This is a genomic window from Blastomonas sp. (assembly GCF_046294995.1).
GTDB lineage: Bacteria > Pseudomonadota > Alphaproteobacteria > Sphingomonadales > Sphingomonadaceae > Blastomonas.
In genome coordinates this window covers 585,749-599,200 of record NZ_JBKBOG010000001.1, presented here as the reverse complement: position 1 = coordinate 599,200, position 13,452 = coordinate 585,749, and the positions used below count along the sequence as shown (strand labels likewise).

Annotated in this window: 15 protein-coding genes and 1 tRNA gene; 8 read left to right on the top strand and 8 right to left on the bottom strand. The window is 63.9% G+C overall.

The features are described from left to right. Window positions 1-38: 38 nt before the first annotated feature. From ACK4R0_RS02745 to hisI, 3 genes are read right to left on the bottom strand one after another with little or no spacing between them, the layout of a single operon-like run. A complete protein-coding gene (locus ACK4R0_RS02745; RefSeq protein WP_289619508.1) occupies window positions 39-467 on the bottom strand; it encodes a MerR family transcriptional regulator in 429 nt (142 codons plus the stop codon). A gap of 42 nt (window positions 468-509) precedes the next feature. Next, window positions 510-1,064 (bottom strand): hypothetical protein, encoded by a 555-nt coding sequence (locus tag ACK4R0_RS02740; RefSeq protein WP_409669843.1) that lies wholly within the window; start codon window positions 1,062-1,064, stop codon window positions 510-512. Further along, a complete protein-coding gene (gene hisI / locus ACK4R0_RS02735) occupies window positions 1,061-1,426 on the bottom strand; it encodes a phosphoribosyl-AMP cyclohydrolase (RefSeq protein WP_409669840.1) in 366 nt (121 codons plus the stop codon). The genes ACK4R0_RS02740 and hisI overlap by 4 nt, the downstream gene beginning before the upstream one ends. 139 nt (window positions 1,427-1,565) lie before the next feature. Between hisI and purF the strand changes: the two genes are divergently transcribed. Beyond that, window positions 1,566-3,026 carry an amidophosphoribosyltransferase gene (purF, locus tag ACK4R0_RS02730; RefSeq protein WP_409669837.1) on the top strand — a complete coding sequence of 487 codons (1,461 nt, stop codon included), beginning with the start codon at window positions 1,566-1,568 and terminating at the stop codon, window positions 3,024-3,026. A 13-nt stretch (window positions 3,027-3,039) separates the two neighbouring features. After that, complete coding sequence (locus tag ACK4R0_RS02725; protein ID WP_409669835.1) at window positions 3,040-3,753, top strand: SDR family NAD(P)-dependent oxidoreductase; 714 nt, start codon at window positions 3,040-3,042, stop codon at window positions 3,751-3,753. 47 nt (window positions 3,754-3,800) lie between these two features. Here the strand turns inward: ACK4R0_RS02725 and ACK4R0_RS02720 are convergent, their stop codons facing one another. Then, window positions 3,801-4,550, bottom strand: coding sequence for an SIMPL domain-containing protein (locus ACK4R0_RS02720; protein WP_409669832.1), 750 nt, complete (start codon window positions 4,548-4,550; stop codon window positions 3,801-3,803). 128 nt (window positions 4,551-4,678) lie between these two features. Here ACK4R0_RS02720 and ACK4R0_RS02715 point away from each other — a divergent pair, with 128 nt between their 5' ends. From ACK4R0_RS02715 to ACK4R0_RS02705, 3 genes are all read left to right on the top strand, one after another. Continuing rightward, the gene (locus tag ACK4R0_RS02715) at window positions 4,679-5,098 is read left to right on the top strand and encodes a VOC family protein (protein WP_409669830.1); all 420 of its coding nucleotides are present in this window, start codon (window positions 4,679-4,681) and stop codon (window positions 5,096-5,098) included. Between the two features lie 69 nt (window positions 5,099-5,167). Beyond that, window positions 5,168-5,617: a hypothetical protein gene (locus ACK4R0_RS02710; protein WP_409669828.1), complete on the top strand. Its 450-nt coding sequence runs from the start codon at window positions 5,168-5,170 to the stop codon at window positions 5,615-5,617. A gap of 198 nt (window positions 5,618-5,815) precedes the next feature. Beyond that, window positions 5,816-6,205 carry an endonuclease domain-containing protein gene (locus tag ACK4R0_RS02705; protein WP_409669825.1) on the top strand — a complete coding sequence of 130 codons (390 nt, stop codon included), beginning with the start codon at window positions 5,816-5,818 and terminating at the stop codon, window positions 6,203-6,205. A 92-nt stretch (window positions 6,206-6,297) separates the two neighbouring features. Here the strand turns inward: ACK4R0_RS02705 and ACK4R0_RS02700 are convergent, their stop codons facing one another. From ACK4R0_RS02700 to ACK4R0_RS02690, 3 genes are all read right to left on the bottom strand, one after another. Then, window positions 6,298-7,305 (bottom strand): histone deacetylase family protein, encoded by a 1,008-nt coding sequence (locus ACK4R0_RS02700; protein ID WP_409669822.1) that lies wholly within the window; start codon window positions 7,303-7,305, stop codon window positions 6,298-6,300. Beyond that, window positions 7,302-9,236 carry a S9 family peptidase gene (locus tag ACK4R0_RS02695; RefSeq protein ID WP_409669820.1) on the bottom strand — a complete coding sequence of 645 codons (1,935 nt, stop codon included), beginning with the start codon at window positions 9,234-9,236 and terminating at the stop codon, window positions 7,302-7,304. Before ACK4R0_RS02695 ends, ACK4R0_RS02700 begins: the two co-directional genes overlap by 4 nt. 186 nt (window positions 9,237-9,422) lie before the next feature. Next, complete coding sequence (locus ACK4R0_RS02690; RefSeq protein ID WP_409669817.1) at window positions 9,423-9,917, bottom strand: flavodoxin family protein; 495 nt, start codon at window positions 9,915-9,917, stop codon at window positions 9,423-9,425. A gap of 188 nt (window positions 9,918-10,105) precedes the next feature. On the opposite strand from ACK4R0_RS02690, the gene recJ reads away from it, so the two are divergent. Next, window positions 10,106-11,890: a single-stranded-DNA-specific exonuclease RecJ gene (recJ, locus tag ACK4R0_RS02685; RefSeq protein WP_409669812.1), complete on the top strand. Its 1,785-nt coding sequence runs from the start codon at window positions 10,106-10,108 to the stop codon at window positions 11,888-11,890. A gap of 75 nt (window positions 11,891-11,965) precedes the next feature. Continuing rightward, a tRNA-Glu gene (locus ACK4R0_RS02680) sits at window positions 11,966-12,040 on the top strand. 355 nt (window positions 12,041-12,395) lie between these two features. Here the strand turns inward: ACK4R0_RS02680 and ACK4R0_RS02675 are convergent. Beyond that, window positions 12,396-12,656 (bottom strand): helix-turn-helix transcriptional regulator, encoded by a 261-nt coding sequence (locus ACK4R0_RS02675; RefSeq protein ID WP_409669809.1) that lies wholly within the window; start codon window positions 12,654-12,656, stop codon window positions 12,396-12,398. A gap of 72 nt (window positions 12,657-12,728) precedes the next feature. On the opposite strand from ACK4R0_RS02675, the gene ACK4R0_RS02670 reads away from it, so the two are divergent. Next, window positions 12,729-13,238: a helix-turn-helix domain-containing protein gene (locus tag ACK4R0_RS02670; RefSeq protein WP_409669806.1), complete on the top strand. Its 510-nt coding sequence runs from the start codon at window positions 12,729-12,731 to the stop codon at window positions 13,236-13,238. The last annotated feature ends 214 nt before the right edge of the window (window positions 13,239-13,452 follow it).

The following is a 13,452-nucleotide window of genomic DNA, read 5'->3' as shown; positions in this document are numbered from 1 at the left end:
GGCCCGACCGTCAGGTTCAAACCCTCAGGTCCGATATCTTAAGCGAGGTCTTCACGGTCAACCCGCTCGACCATCTTCACGAACTGCGAAAGCTCTTGGATCGAGCTTTCAAGGTCCTTCTTCTGCTTGCGCATCAGCGCAATGCGTTCCTTGCAGCGCTGCAGGGTGACCCGGCGCTGCTCGCGCCTGCCGTCACCAATGTCGTACAGATCGATCATCTCGCGGATTTCGCCGAGGCTGAAGCCCACGTTCTTGGCGCGCATGATCCAGGCGAGCCGCGCACGGTCGCGCTTGGAATAGACGCGGGTCAACCCCTTGCGCTCGGGCGCGATCAGGCCTTCGTCCTCGTAGAACCGCAGCGCGCGCGCGGTCACGCCGAATTCATCCGACAGATCGGAGATGGTATAGCTGTCCCGATTGTGCAGATCGGGCGTATCGATGCGGCCAAGTGTCGAACGGTCGTGCATGGCGCAATGGCTACATTCCCTTGACGTAAACGTCAAGCCCAATCAGCCGCTGCAGAGCCGATCAAGCGAACGCCCGCGTGCTGCGGCGGCGGCGTCATCGCCTGGCTCGATCAGCGAGAACGACGCGCCGGCCAGGCTCGCACGGCCGCTGCATGCGGCAAGGCACCCTGCAGGCAGGCTGCCGGGCAAGGCCAGGCCGTTGCCATCGAACCGGGCGCTGAATCTGCACCCCGAAACTGCGCTGCCCTTGCCGCTGCGATCAAGGCTGATCGTGGCCTGCTCGCCCGACAGGGTCGCGGTGCCCTGCGCCTCGCACTGGCTCGCTCCGCCAAAGCTGACGGCCACGCCGACAGCATAGCCTTTGCGCCGGTCGCCGCGCGCGCAAAAGGCATCGCTGCCCGTGCCGGCGGTATCGGCAAAGCTTCCCGCCAGATCGATGTCCTGCGGATCGGCAAGGACGCCTGCCTCGATCGCCGCAGCATCCAGCGGGGTGACCGCCGCCGTATCGCCCCCGGCGCGCGTTTCGCTGCACCCGCCCAGCAGCAGGCAGACCCCCAGGCTGGCCGAAAGGCCGATGGGGGCAGCGCGGCGCATCATGCAATCCGTTCCAGCGCGCCGTCTGCCGTCACCTTGCGGTAGAAGCAGGAGGGCGCGCCAGTGTGGCAGGTGGGGCCTGCGGGCGATGCGATCACCCACACCGCGTCCTGATCGCAATCGATGCGAAGCTCGACCAGCTTGAGCACGTTGCCCGAGCTTTCGCCCTTTTTCCACAGGCGCGCGCGCGAGCGCGACCAGAAATGAACCTCGCCGGTCTCCAGCGTCAGCTCAAGCGCCTGGGCATTCATATGCGCGATCATCAGCAACGATCCGCTCGCCGCATCGGTAACAGCCGCGGTGATCAGCCCTGCGGCATCATATTTGGGTTCCAGGACCAGCCCGGTTTCACGCAGATTTGCCATCGGCCCCCGGTTAATCCTCCCTATGCCACTGCGCAACACGGTTAACAAAAAATGATCCGTGACAAAAGCAAGACAAACCCCATTTGCCTGCCTATAGGGAAGCCGAACCAGCCGGCTGCAACCGAATCGGGCGCGCGACATGATCACCACTCATCCTTTTGACGACGACAAGCTGCGCGAAGAATGCGGCGTTTTTGGCGTGGCGGGCGCCATCGATGCGGCCGCGATGGTCGCGCTCGGCCTGCACGCGCTGCAGCATCGCGGCCAGGAGGCTGCGGGCATCAGCAGCTTCGATGGCCGCCTGTTCCACAACCACAAGGCGGTGGGCCATGTGGCGGGCAACTTCGATTCCGAAGATATCATGCGCTCGCTCAAGGGTGAGTGGGCGATCGGCCATGTGCGCTATTCGACGACCGGCGAGACCGCATTGCGCAACGTCCAGCCGCTCTATGCGGAACTCGCCTCGGGTGGCTTTGCGATCGCGCACAACGGCAACATCTCCAACGCGATGAAGCTGCGGCACGACCTGATCCGTACCGGATCGATCTTCCAGTCGACCTCGGACACCGAGACGATCATTCATCTGGTCGCGACCTCGCGTTACCGGACGCTGCTCGACAAGTTCATCGACGCGCTCAAGCAGGTCGAGGGCGCCTATTCGCTGATCTGCCTCACCGACAGCGGCATGATCGCCTGCCGTGATCCGCTGGGCATACGCCCGCTGGTGATGGGCAAGATCGGCGACACGGTCATCTTCGCTTCGGAAACCGTCGCGCTCGACATCGTTGGCGCCGAATTCGTGCGCAGCATCGATCCGGGCGAACTCGTCGTGGTCAGCGGCGGCGAAATCCGCTCGCACCGCCCGTTTGCCGACAAGAACTCGCGGCCCTGCATCTTCGAACATGTCTATTTCTCGCGACCCGATTCGATCGTCGACGGCTCTTCGGTCTATACCGTGCGCAAGGCGATCGGCGCGCAGCTGGCGATGGAAAACCCGGTCGAAGCAGACCTCGTCGTGCCCGTGCCCGACAGCGGCACGCCTGCTGCGATCGGCTATGCCCAGCAATCGGGACTGCCGTTCGAGCTGGGCATCATCCGCTCGCATTATGTCGGGCGCACGTTCATCCAGCCAGGCGACGGTGTCCGTCACCTGGGCGTCAAGCTCAAGCACAATGCCAACCGGCCACTGATCGACGGCAAGCGCATCATCCTGATCGACGATTCGATCGTGCGCGGCACCACCAGCCTCAAGATCGTGCAGATGATGCGCGATGCAGGCGCTGCCGAGGTGCACATGCGCATCGCCAGCCCGCCGACGATGCACAGCTGCTTTTACGGCGTCGATACGCCCGAACGCTCCAAGCTGCTTGCCGCGCAGAAGTCGATCGAGGAAATGCGCCAGTTCATCCAGGCCGACAGCCTGTCGTTCGTCTCGATCAACGGCCTGTACCGGGCGCTGGGCGAGGCCGAGCGGCAGGACAACAATCCGCGCTATTGCGACGCCTGCTTCACCGGTGACTATCCCACCACGCTTACCGATCTGGCCGAGCGCGACCGGCCCAACCAGCTGACATTGCTGGCCGAACGGGTCGCCGGCTGAGGATTTTACTGCAATGACCGACAAGACTTTCGAAGGGCAGCTGGCCCTTGTCACCGGCGCGAGCCGCGGCATCGGTGCCGCGACCGCCAAGGCGCTCGCTGCGCGCGGCGCGCATGTCATCCTCACCGGGCGCAACGCCAGGGATCTCGAAGGCGTCGAGGACGCGATCTTCGAAGCGGGCGGCAACGCCACCATTGCGCCGCTGGATCTCAGCGATGGCGACGCCATCGCGCGGCTTGCAGTTGCCATCGGCGGACGCTGGAATGCGCTCGACATGCTGGTGCTCAATGCGGCGATGCTGGGCACGCTCGGCCCGGTCGCGACCATCGATGGCGGTGAATTCAACCGGCTGATGACGCTCAACGTGCTGAGCGCGCAGGCGATGATCGCGCATTTCGACCCGATGCTGCGCAACAGCGGCAAGGCACGGGTGGTGGCCTTGACCAGCTCGGTCGCCGCCGCTCCGCGCGCCTATTGGGGGGCTTATGGCGCCTCCAAGGCCGCGCTCGAGGTGCTGCTGTCGGCGTATGGCGAGGAATTGCGCAACTTCGGCAAGGTCCGCACCGCGATCGTCGATCCGGCGCGCACCCGCACCGCGATGCGCGCCAAGGCCTATCCGGGTGAGGACCCGGCCACGGTCAAGCCGCCCGAGTTCGTCGCGGACGCCATCGCCGATCTGCTCGCCAGCGATTTCGAGACCAACCACCGGCTGGTGCTGCAAGGCTGACGCCCCCGCCGCGCAGCGGAGGGTACGCCAGCCTTAGGGGTGCATCCTCAATCGAGGTAGAAGTCCACGGTCGTCACGACGCGGACCTTCTTGAAGGGCGTGTCGCTGACACCCCAGCTGCCGCCACCGTCACCATCGCGTGATTCCACCGAGAAGTACCCTTGGGTCGCGCTCTTGATGCCGCCGACGCCGGTGCCGCTGTCCTGCGCGAACTGCTCGGCAGACGCACGCGCGTCCTTGGTCGCGTCGGCCACCATCTCGGGCTTGATGTCATTGAGCTTGGTAAAGCTGTAGGCCATGCCTGAGCCTTCTTCGAGAACCACGCCGCGCTTGATCAGGTCGAACTGGCGCTTCACTGCAGCTTGCGCCTTGGCGATGTCGTTGGTCCTGAGCGACATGCGCTGGCGGATGGTGTAGGTGGTCGATCCATAATTGTTGTTGAACTGCGAGACGTTGGCGCCTGTCGGCTGCAGCGCTTCGCCGTCGAAGCCCAGCTCGGTGAAGAAGCCGCGCAGCGCCGTGGTATCGGCATCGATATCGGTCTGTGCAGTGGCCAGATCATCGGCCTGCGATGAATAGGCGATAGTCCAGGTGGCGAGGTCGGCTGTAACGTCCTTCTCCGCAAGCCCGCGCACCGTCACCGACCGGTCCGCCTGCTTGGCGCGAAGCAGACCGTCGCCCAGCAGATATCCGCCCGCGACCATGCCCAGCGCCAGGATTCCGGCCCCCGCCAGCAACACATTGTTCGCCAGCCAGCCGCGTTTTTCTGCACCGCGCAATTCCCCGCCCTCAACCATGTCCAAATGTCCTTTCAATGCCTTCTGCACCGCTTATATCACGAGAGTATCACCCCTGCGGCATACCTCATGAATTATGCTGCTGGCGATGAACCGTGTCTTAACTGCGATGAACTGAGTATATCCTAATGACCAAATATCTCCATACGATGATCCGCGTCACAGATCCCGATGCGACGATCCGGTTTTTCGAGCTTATCGGGCTGAAAGAGACCAAGCGGTTCGACAGCGAACAGGGCCGGTTCACGCTGATCTTCCTCGCTGCACCCGGCCAGGAAGGCGTTGCCGAGGTCGAGCTGACGCACAATTGGGACCCGCAGGAATATACCGGCGGGCGCAATTTCGGGCACCTGGCCTACCGCGTCGACAATGTCTACGAAACCTGCCAGCGGTTGATGGACGCAGGGGTCACGATCAACCGTCCGCCGCGCGATGGCCATATGGCGTTCGTGCGTAGCCCCGACGGCATCTCGGTCGAACTGCTGCAGGAGGGCTATCTCGAGCCCGCCGAGCCATGGGCGTCGATGCCCAACACCGGCGAGTGGTAAGCTGTTGGCGATCTGCGGCGAACGGGGTTATGCTGCGGCGTTCCGGGGGCGGATGAAAGGATGATGATCATGCGAGCTCTCCCCGCACTGCTGGGCATCGGTGCCATGGCCTGCGCCGCCCCGATGGTCGCAGCCAACAGCGACCGCACCGACGTCCGCGAAAACACCCTCGCCGCGATCGCCGGGCTCGATGCGCGCGGGCAGGACATCGCTAACCTTTATCTCAAGGATCGGGTGGCGGGCGAACCTGTGCAATGCATCCCGCGCACCCGGCTGCGCCGCTCGACCGCCGCCAGCGACAATGTATTGCTCTACGACGACGGGTCGACCGTCTACGTCAACACCCCCCATCTCGGCTGCCCGCGCGCGCGCGACAACACGATGATTTCCTCGACCCCGATCAACCGCCTGTGCTCGGGCGATGTGGTGCTGGTGCAGGATCTGCGGATCAATGTGCCGCTGGGCAGCTGCGCGCTGGGCGAGTTCGTGCCGTTTCGGAAGGTGAAGTCGGGCGGGTAGGCGTTCCATCCCCACCCCGGTTAGCAAGTCGGACTAGGGTTTCAGCAGGCCCACCCCGGTCCAGCAAGCTGAACCTGCACCTCCCTGAAGGGAAGGGAGGGGAGAGCGTTGGCGCACTACGTCTCCCCTCCCGCTTGCGGGAGGGGTGCCCGCAGGGCGGGGTGGGCAGGCTGAGGCGGAGCGTTGGGAGACATAGCCATGAAAATGCAACAGCCATTTTCCCGCAACTCCGCGCGCGCCCGCAGCCTGCGCAGCAGCGCAACCATCAGCGAAAAACGCCTTTGGCTTTACCTCAACAAACGCCAGCGAATGGGCCACAGGTTTTCCCGTCAGATACAGGTCGGCCCCTATTTCTGTGACTTTCTATGTCGCAAAGCCAGACTGGTGATTGAGGTCGATGGCGACACGCATGACTATACGGCCGATTATGATGCGCGTCGCGACATGTTCATGCGCCGCAACGGCTACCGCACCCTACGCTTCCATAACGAGGAAATCCGCGACGGTTTGGAAAGTGTGCTGGTAGTGATCGATGCCGCTCTGCAGGAATGGGAAGCATTGCAGGCCCACCCCGGTTCAGCAAGCTGAACCTGCCCCTCCCTGAAGGGAGGGGAGAGCCGCAGCGCCAATTCTCTCCCCTCCCTTCAGAGAGGGGTGGGCGAAGGCCGGGGTGGGGCCGGTTACTCGAACCCCGCCAGAAACGCCGCGACATTCGCGCCGAGTGCATCGACCGCGTAGCCGCCTTCCATCACGATCACGGTTGGAAGGCCAAGCGCTGCGATGGACTGGGCGATCGGAGTGTAGTCTGCCGTCTGCAGCGCGAACTGCGAGATGGGATCGCCTGCGAAGGTATCCGCGCCGAACGAGACGCACAGCATGTCGGCACCGAAATCACGGATCGCCTGCAGCCCGGTTTCCAGCGCGGCGCGATATTCCGCCAGCCCGGTGCCGCGGGGCAGCGGCAGGTTGAGCGTCGTGCCTTCGCCGTCCCCCTCGCCGCGCTCGTCGGCATGGCCCCAGAAGAACGGATAATCGGTGACCGGATCCGCATGGACCGAGACGAACAGCACGTCGCCGCGTTCGTAGAAGATGTCCTGCGTGCCGTTGCCGTGGTGGTAGTCGATATCGAGGATCGCGATGCGCCGCCTGCCCGCTGCAATCGCCGCCTCAGCCGCGATTCCGACGTTGTTCAAGAAACAATAGCCGCCCAGATAATCCGCGCCGCAATGATGGCCGGGCGGACGGCACAGCGCAAACGCCGCGCGTTCGCCGCCAAGCACAACCTCGGTCGCGGCCAGCGCTGCCTGTGCGCCCCAATAGGAACTCACCCAAGTGCCTGCCGCGATCGGGCTGGCGGCATCGAAGCTGAACTGGCCAAGATCGGCATCGATCCGGTCGAGCTTGAGCGGACGCCGCCCCACCACCGGCCAGGCATAGCCATGCGCATCACCGTCGCGCCCCGCCGCCACCCAGCGCTGGTGCGCGCTCTGCAGAAAGGCGAGATAATCATCGCCGTGCACCCGGCGGATCGGCTCGATCCCGAAATCGCGCGGAGCCTCGACCCCGGTCAGCGTCGCCAGCACATTCTCCATCCGCCCGCGATGTTCCGCGTGCGGCACATATGCGCCGTTGTGCAGTTCCACCGCCGGTGCATGGTCGTGCTGGCGCGGGTCGAAGAACGTCCTCATTGCGCAAAAAGCTTCTTCAAGAAAACCGTCTCCACCTCGCGGCGCAGATCGTTGTTCGCCTTCTTCATGAAGCCATGGCCCTCGTCGGCATAGAGCACGTACCACGTCTCCACCCCGTTGCCGCGCAACGCCGCAACCACCTGATCGGACTCGGACTGCGGCACCCGCGGGTCGTTCGCGCCCTGCATCACCAGCATCGGCTTGGTGATCTTGCCGACGTTCTTGAGCGGCGCGATCCGCTCGAACACGGCGCGCATCTTTGGGTCGCGCTCGTCGCCATATTCGGCGCGGCGATTGTCGCGGCGATAGGCTTCGGTGTTGGCCATGAAGCTAATGAAATCGCTGATGCCATAGCGCTCGACCCCGCCGACGAGCTTGTCCGAATAGAAGGTCATGCTGGCGAGCGACATATAGCCGCCATAGGACTGCCCATAGACCGCGATCCGCCCGGCATCCATGCCCGGCTGCTGGCCCGCCCAGTCGATCAGCGAGCCGATGTCCTTGACGCTGTTCTCGCGCAAAGGTCCGTTGTCGAGGTTGAGGTACTTGGTACCATAGCCGTCCGATCCGCGCACATTGGGCAGGATGACGACCGCGCCCAGCACATCGGCGAAATACTGCGCGCCAGGGTTCCAGCCGGGCCGCGTCTGCGCCTCAGGACCACCGTGGATGTCGATGATCACCGGCAGCTTCGAATCGGCGGCAGCGTTCTTCGGACGATAGACCAGAGCCGGCACCGACACGCCGTCGAAGCTCTTGAAGCGGATCAGCTCGGGCTCGACCAGCCTTGCCGGATCGAGCTCACCTGCTTCCGACTGCGTCCAGCGGGTGACCGCGCCGCTGCCCAGATCGACATCCCAGACATCGCCTGCGGTGGTGGCGTTGGTCAGCCCGATCGCAAGCTTGCCGCCATCGGGCGAGAACTCGAGCGCGGTGATCACGCCGCGCGGCAGCTTGGGCGACGAGATCGCCTGCGGCGTGGTCAGCGACGACACCAGCACGCGTGAAAAGCCATCCTCGTTAAGGGTATAGGCAAGTGTCCTGCCATCGGGTGCGAGGTCATAGCTCTCGACATCCCATTCGACCTTGTCGGAAAGCTGAGTCATCTTGCCGGTGGCGACGTCGATCTTGACCAGCCGCCGGAAATCGCCGCCCGCATTGGTGATCGCCAGGATCGCCTTGCCGCCATCGACGAAGCGCGGGTCCTCGAACCGTGCCTTGGCCTTGACCGAGAAATCGAGCGGGGTGACCTTGCCACTCGCCATATCGAGCAGCATCAGCTGGTTTTCGCGGTTGGAAATGCCCTTGGCGAGCAGCACGGTCGTCTTGTCGGCGCTGATATCCTGCGGGCCGACCGAGCCTGTGCCCTGCCAGACAAGACGGCGGCTCTTGGGGTCCGCCGGGTCCGCCGCCATGATCGCATAATCGGCCGACCCCTTGGTCGCGCGCGACCAGACCAGCAGGCTGCCATCCTTGGCAAACACCGCCGACTGGTTGCGGGTAACCGGCTCAGTGAGCGGCTGGGCCACGCCATCGAGATCGCGCACGAACAGCTGGAACCATTCATCGCCGCCGGTATCGCGGGTGAGCACGAAGCGCTGCTGGCCCGGCACCACCTTCGCGCCGCCCACAGGCTCGTTGAAATAGGTCAGCTGCCGCCGCGCCGCGCCCGGAGCGGCAACATGGTGCACCTGGAAGGTCGATCCAAAGCGGGTGGTGACCAGCATCGACCCGTCGGGCAGCCAGTCCTGGAACCGCGCCTCGCGATAGTTCTGATAACGCTGCACCGCATCGCGGATGTCCTGCGGAATCTCGGGCACGTTCTCCAGCCGCGCGGTGCCCACCTGACGGGTCTCGACCTCAGCCTGTTGCGCGGTAGCGGGAACGGCGACCAGCGCGGCGAAAGCCATCAGCGATGAACGGAACAGCATGCGACACTCCTTTGAAAAGGCGATAAATCCTCCCCTGCAAGGGGAGGGGGACCACGACGTGGTGGAGGGGTATCACCACTTCGCAAATGTGGACACCCCTCCGTCTGGCTAAGCCAGCCACCTCCCCTTGCAGGGGAGGATTTGCGCGGCGGTCATCCGATATCCATTACTTGCAGATGCTTACGGTCAGAAAATCCCCATGGCCAGCCCCGCACCGAACATTGCGCCCATCTCGCCGCACAGCGCGAGCTCGCGCGCATCCAGCACCTTGGGCGCTGCGATCGCCTCCGGGGTCTGCGCATGGGTGCAGACGATCAGACTGTCGGCGATCTGCTTGAGCCGCCACCCGGTCGCGATCCGTTCGATCTGCCGCACTGCCCCTGCCCCGTCCGACCCTGCCGCCACCATCACCGCATAGGGCCGTCCTTCGATCCGACGCAGCACCGGGTAATAGCAGCGGTCGAAAAACTCCTTCATCGCCCCGGTCATGCTGGCAAGGTTTTCCGGGCAGACAAACAGATAGCCGGCCGCCTCGAGCACGTCTGCGGGCTGCGCATCGGCGGCAGCGATCAGCCGCACCGCGCATTCGCCCGCCGCCGCATCAGCCGCCGCCTGCGCCATCGCTTGCGCAGCGCCGGTGCGGCTGTGCCAAATAATCAGCACGGTGGGCGTATCGGTCATGCTTCTGGTCTAGCGGTGCGCATCAACGATTGCGACCCTCTCGCCAAAGACCGGTCAGCGGTTTAGAGCACAGTTCAAAGCAAATCCGTTCTCCGGCGAAAGCCGGAGCCCAGGAGCGAGATTGCACCGCCTCCGCCCCTGGATTCCGGCTTCCGCCGGAAAGCGCAAACCCGATCGATCAGGATTTCATGGCCACCCTCCACCCCGAACCCGTTCTTGGCATCACTCAGTCGCTGACCGGCCAGCCCTGGCACTGGCGCGGCGCAGAAGGGGACAGGCGTCAGGCCGACCTGGAGCCGGACGATCTGGTCGCGCTGCTCCTGCTCAGCCGCGGGGTGGCGCGCGATGATCTCGAACGCCACCGCGCACCGACCATCCGCGGATTCATGCCCGACCCGTCGATCTTCCGCGACATGGACAGCGCCGCCGACCGGCTTGCGCAAGCGGTGATCGCGAGAGAACAGGTCACGATCTATGGCGATTACGACGTCGACGGCGCGACCAGCGCCGCGTTGCTGATCCGGCTGCTGCGCGATCTGGGGCTCGATGCGGGCGCCTACATCCCCGACCGGCTGATGGAGGGCTATGGCCCCTCGGGCGCGGCGCTGACCAGCCTGGCCGAAGCCGGATCGACCCTGATCGTCACCGTCGATTGCGGCGCGATGGCCTATGAGGCGCTGCAGATGGCGCACGACGTCGGGGTCGATGTCGTGGTGGTCGATCACCACAAATGCGCTGCCGAGCTGCCGCGCGCCTTCGCTCTGGTCAACCCCAACCGGCTGGACGAGGATGATGAGGCGGCGGCGCACGGCCATCTCGCTGCGGTCGGGGTCGCCTTCCTGCTCGGCGCGGCGCTCGTCCGCACATTGCGCACGCGCGGCTTCTTCGCCAGCCGCAGCGAGCCTGCGCTGATGGAACTGCTCGATCTGGTGGCGCTGGGCACCGTGGCCGATGTCGCGCAACTCAAGGGCCTGAACCGCGCTTTTGTCGCCCAGGGGCTCAAGATCATGGCGCGTCGGCGCAATATCGGCATGACCGCGCTGGTCGATGTCAGCCGCCTCACCCGCGCCCCGGTGTGCTCGGACCTCGGCTTTGCGCTCGGCCCGCGAATCAACGCAGGCGGGCGCGTCGGCGCGGCGGACCTTGGCGTGCGGCTGCTGACCACGCAGGACGAGGCCGAGGCCGCCGACATCGCAGCCCAACTCTCGCGCCTCAACGAGGAACGTCGCGCGATCGAAGCGATGGTCCAGGAAGAGGCGGAAATGCAGCTGGCGGGCCAGCACAACCGCTCGGTGGCGCTGCTTGCAGGCCATGGCTGGCATGCGGGCGTCATCGGCATCGTTGCGGGCCGGATCAAGGAGCGGACGAACAAGCCATCCTTGGTGATCGCGCTCGACAATAACGGCATCGGCAAGGGATCGGGCCGATCGATTCCGGGCGTCGATCTGGGCGCGGCGATCATCGCGGCCAAGGACGCCGGGCTGCTGGTCGCGGGCGGCGGCCATGCGATGGCGGCAGGGCTGACGATCAACGCCGACATGGTCGAGAGGTTCAGCGAATTCCTTGAAGACCAGCTCGCGGCCAAGGTGGCTGCGGCATCGGGCGCCTCGCGGTTGCTGGTCGATGCGCTGGTCGCGCCGCGCGGGCTCACGCCGGAGCTGATCGAGCGGATGGAGAGCGCAGGCCCCTATGGCATGGGCTGGCCCGCCCCTCGCCTTGCCACCGGCCCGGTGCGGATCGTGCGCTGCGATGTCGTCGGCACTACGCATGTCCGCGCGATCGCGGCGGGCGATGATGGCGCATCATTCAAGGCGATGGCGTTTCGCAGTGTCGATACCCCGCTGGGACAGGCACTGCTCGGCGCCCCGCGCGACCGCCGCTTCTGGCTGGCAGGCCGCGTCAAGATCGACAACTGGAACGGCAATCACGCCGCAGAAATGCATGTCGACGACCTCGCTGCGGTCGATCGCTGAAAAAGCGGATCAAACCCCAATAGCGCGCTTGACTGCCCAGCCGCGAATCCCTAATGGGTCGCTTCCCGCGAAGATGGCCCCTTCGTCTAGCGGTTAGGACGCGGCCCTTTCACGGCTGAAACACGGGTTCGATTCCCGTAGGGGTCACCACGCGGATAAACACTTGTTTTATAAGTGTTTTTGTTGTGCAAAACGACACACATGCTCAAAAAATCACCCAATAAATGTGACATTTTTCTGTATCTGGATGCGGTCCAATGCGCCCCAGTGCGCTCGCTGCACTCCCAGATTTTCTGTTCACTTTCAGATACTTAGAAACCTAACTGGACTGTCGCTTTTCGCGAACCTGTGTTTACAGGGCGGAAGGGCGGGTTGGGCATTGCGAAAGCGGGATTGAGGCCGCGACGTCGGCGGTGTTGGTGCGGCCTTTGCTCCCCTGCCGCGGTCCGACAACATGCATGTGTGTCAGCGTCTATGTCGGCTATCGGGGCTGACTTGGGCAGCGCTACCGCTCCTCGTTTATCCGAGAAATGGTGTCAGCAAAGCGATCGAGATGTTTCCTGTCCCATACCAGCCGCCGTCCAAGTCGAAGAGGATGCGGCATCTTGTAGCTTCGCCACAGCGCCTCAAATGATCGCTCGCTAATGCCAAAATATGCTGCCGCGGTGGGTTGATCGAAAAAGCGCGGCTCAGGCAAAGCGACGTATTGTCGCCTCGCCGACGGGTTGTCCGCGCTTTTCTCGTCAGCTTTCTTGCGGCCAACCATGCCGGTGGCTCATTTCAACCCTGGGAACGAATGTCGCGGCCCACCTTGATATAGGACTCCGTCTGAACAAGCATGATGGCCCACAGAGCCATCCCGTCCAGCCGGCAGACCCTGCGAAGAAGTGTCCATCAGCTCATTGAGAGTGAAACCACCAAAGCGAACGTCCGTGGCGGACACGGCTGTGAACAACTGCTCTGCCTCGTCCTCCATCAACTCGAGCAACAGGGTGACACGACGCATATAGCCTCTCTCCTCGCACACCCATCAATACCCCATTTTGGGGTAAAACCAAGACTGCTCGTAGCTCGCTCTGACGATTTCGGGAGCGCGCTGTTGACTAACAAAAGCATTCAGAATGCTTCTTACCGCGCCCTCGTTGACGGGCTACGGGACGGTCGTCGCGCTGCGCGCCTGACCCAAACAGAATTGGCTGCATCGTTGGGTCGATCACAGCAGTTCGTGTCAAAATACGAATCCCTGGAACGGCGCCTCGACGTGATCGAGTTGGTTCAAATTGCCCAGGCCCTGACGTTAGACTGGCGACAGCTCATTCAAGACGTGATTGATGAAGCCAACCCTTAATTTTGGCTGCCGGACGGCCTAGCTATTGGCCAGGAAACATCGCAACCACGCTACCTGAAAAGTTGAGGCTGCACCGCAGAAATGGCGAGCACTACATTCGCCAAGTCATCTGAATCACGCGCCCGACCAGCCTACACTCACCTCGCAGAATTCGACACATGAAGGCGTGCATGCCGGCATTCCAGAAACCGGCGTGGCGTTCTACACGCCGCGC

Bases quoted from the DNA above. Each gene is read 5' to 3' on its own strand.
- ACK4R0_RS02745 (WP_289619508.1), bottom strand. From the start codon at position 467: ATGCACGACCGTTCGACACTTGGCCGCATCGATACGCCCGATCTGCAC.
- ACK4R0_RS02740 (WP_409669843.1), bottom strand. From the start codon at position 1,064: ATGATGCGCCGCGCTGCCCCCATCGGCCTTTCGGCCAGCCTGGGGGTC.
- hisI (WP_409669840.1), bottom strand. From the start codon at position 1,426: ATGGCAAATCTGCGTGAAACCGGGCTGGTCCTGGAACCCAAATATGAT.
- purF (WP_409669837.1), top strand. From the start codon at position 1,566: ATGATCACCACTCATCCTTTTGACGACGACAAGCTGCGCGAAGAATGC.
- ACK4R0_RS02725 (WP_409669835.1), top strand. From the start codon at position 3,040: ATGACCGACAAGACTTTCGAAGGGCAGCTGGCCCTTGTCACCGGCGCG.
- ACK4R0_RS02720 (WP_409669832.1), bottom strand. From the start codon at position 4,550: ATGGTTGAGGGCGGGGAATTGCGCGGTGCAGAAAAACGCGGCTGGCTG.
- ACK4R0_RS02715 (WP_409669830.1), top strand. From the start codon at position 4,679: ATGACCAAATATCTCCATACGATGATCCGCGTCACAGATCCCGATGCG.
- ACK4R0_RS02710 (WP_409669828.1), top strand. From the start codon at position 5,168: ATGCGAGCTCTCCCCGCACTGCTGGGCATCGGTGCCATGGCCTGCGCC.
- ACK4R0_RS02705 (WP_409669825.1), top strand. From the start codon at position 5,816: ATGAAAATGCAACAGCCATTTTCCCGCAACTCCGCGCGCGCCCGCAGC.
- ACK4R0_RS02700 (WP_409669822.1), bottom strand. From the start codon at position 7,305: ATGAGGACGTTCTTCGACCCGCGCCAGCACGACCATGCACCGGCGGTG.
- ACK4R0_RS02695 (WP_409669820.1), bottom strand. From the start codon at position 9,236: ATGCTGTTCCGTTCATCGCTGATGGCTTTCGCCGCGCTGGTCGCCGTT.
- ACK4R0_RS02690 (WP_409669817.1), bottom strand. From the start codon at position 9,917: ATGACCGATACGCCCACCGTGCTGATTATTTGGCACAGCCGCACCGGC.
- recJ (WP_409669812.1), top strand. From the start codon at position 10,106: ATGGCCACCCTCCACCCCGAACCCGTTCTTGGCATCACTCAGTCGCTG.
- ACK4R0_RS02675 (WP_409669809.1), bottom strand. From the start codon at position 12,656: ATGGTTGGCCGCAAGAAAGCTGACGAGAAAAGCGCGGACAACCCGTCG.
- ACK4R0_RS02670 (WP_409669806.1), top strand. From the start codon at position 12,729: ATGATGGCCCACAGAGCCATCCCGTCCAGCCGGCAGACCCTGCGAAGA.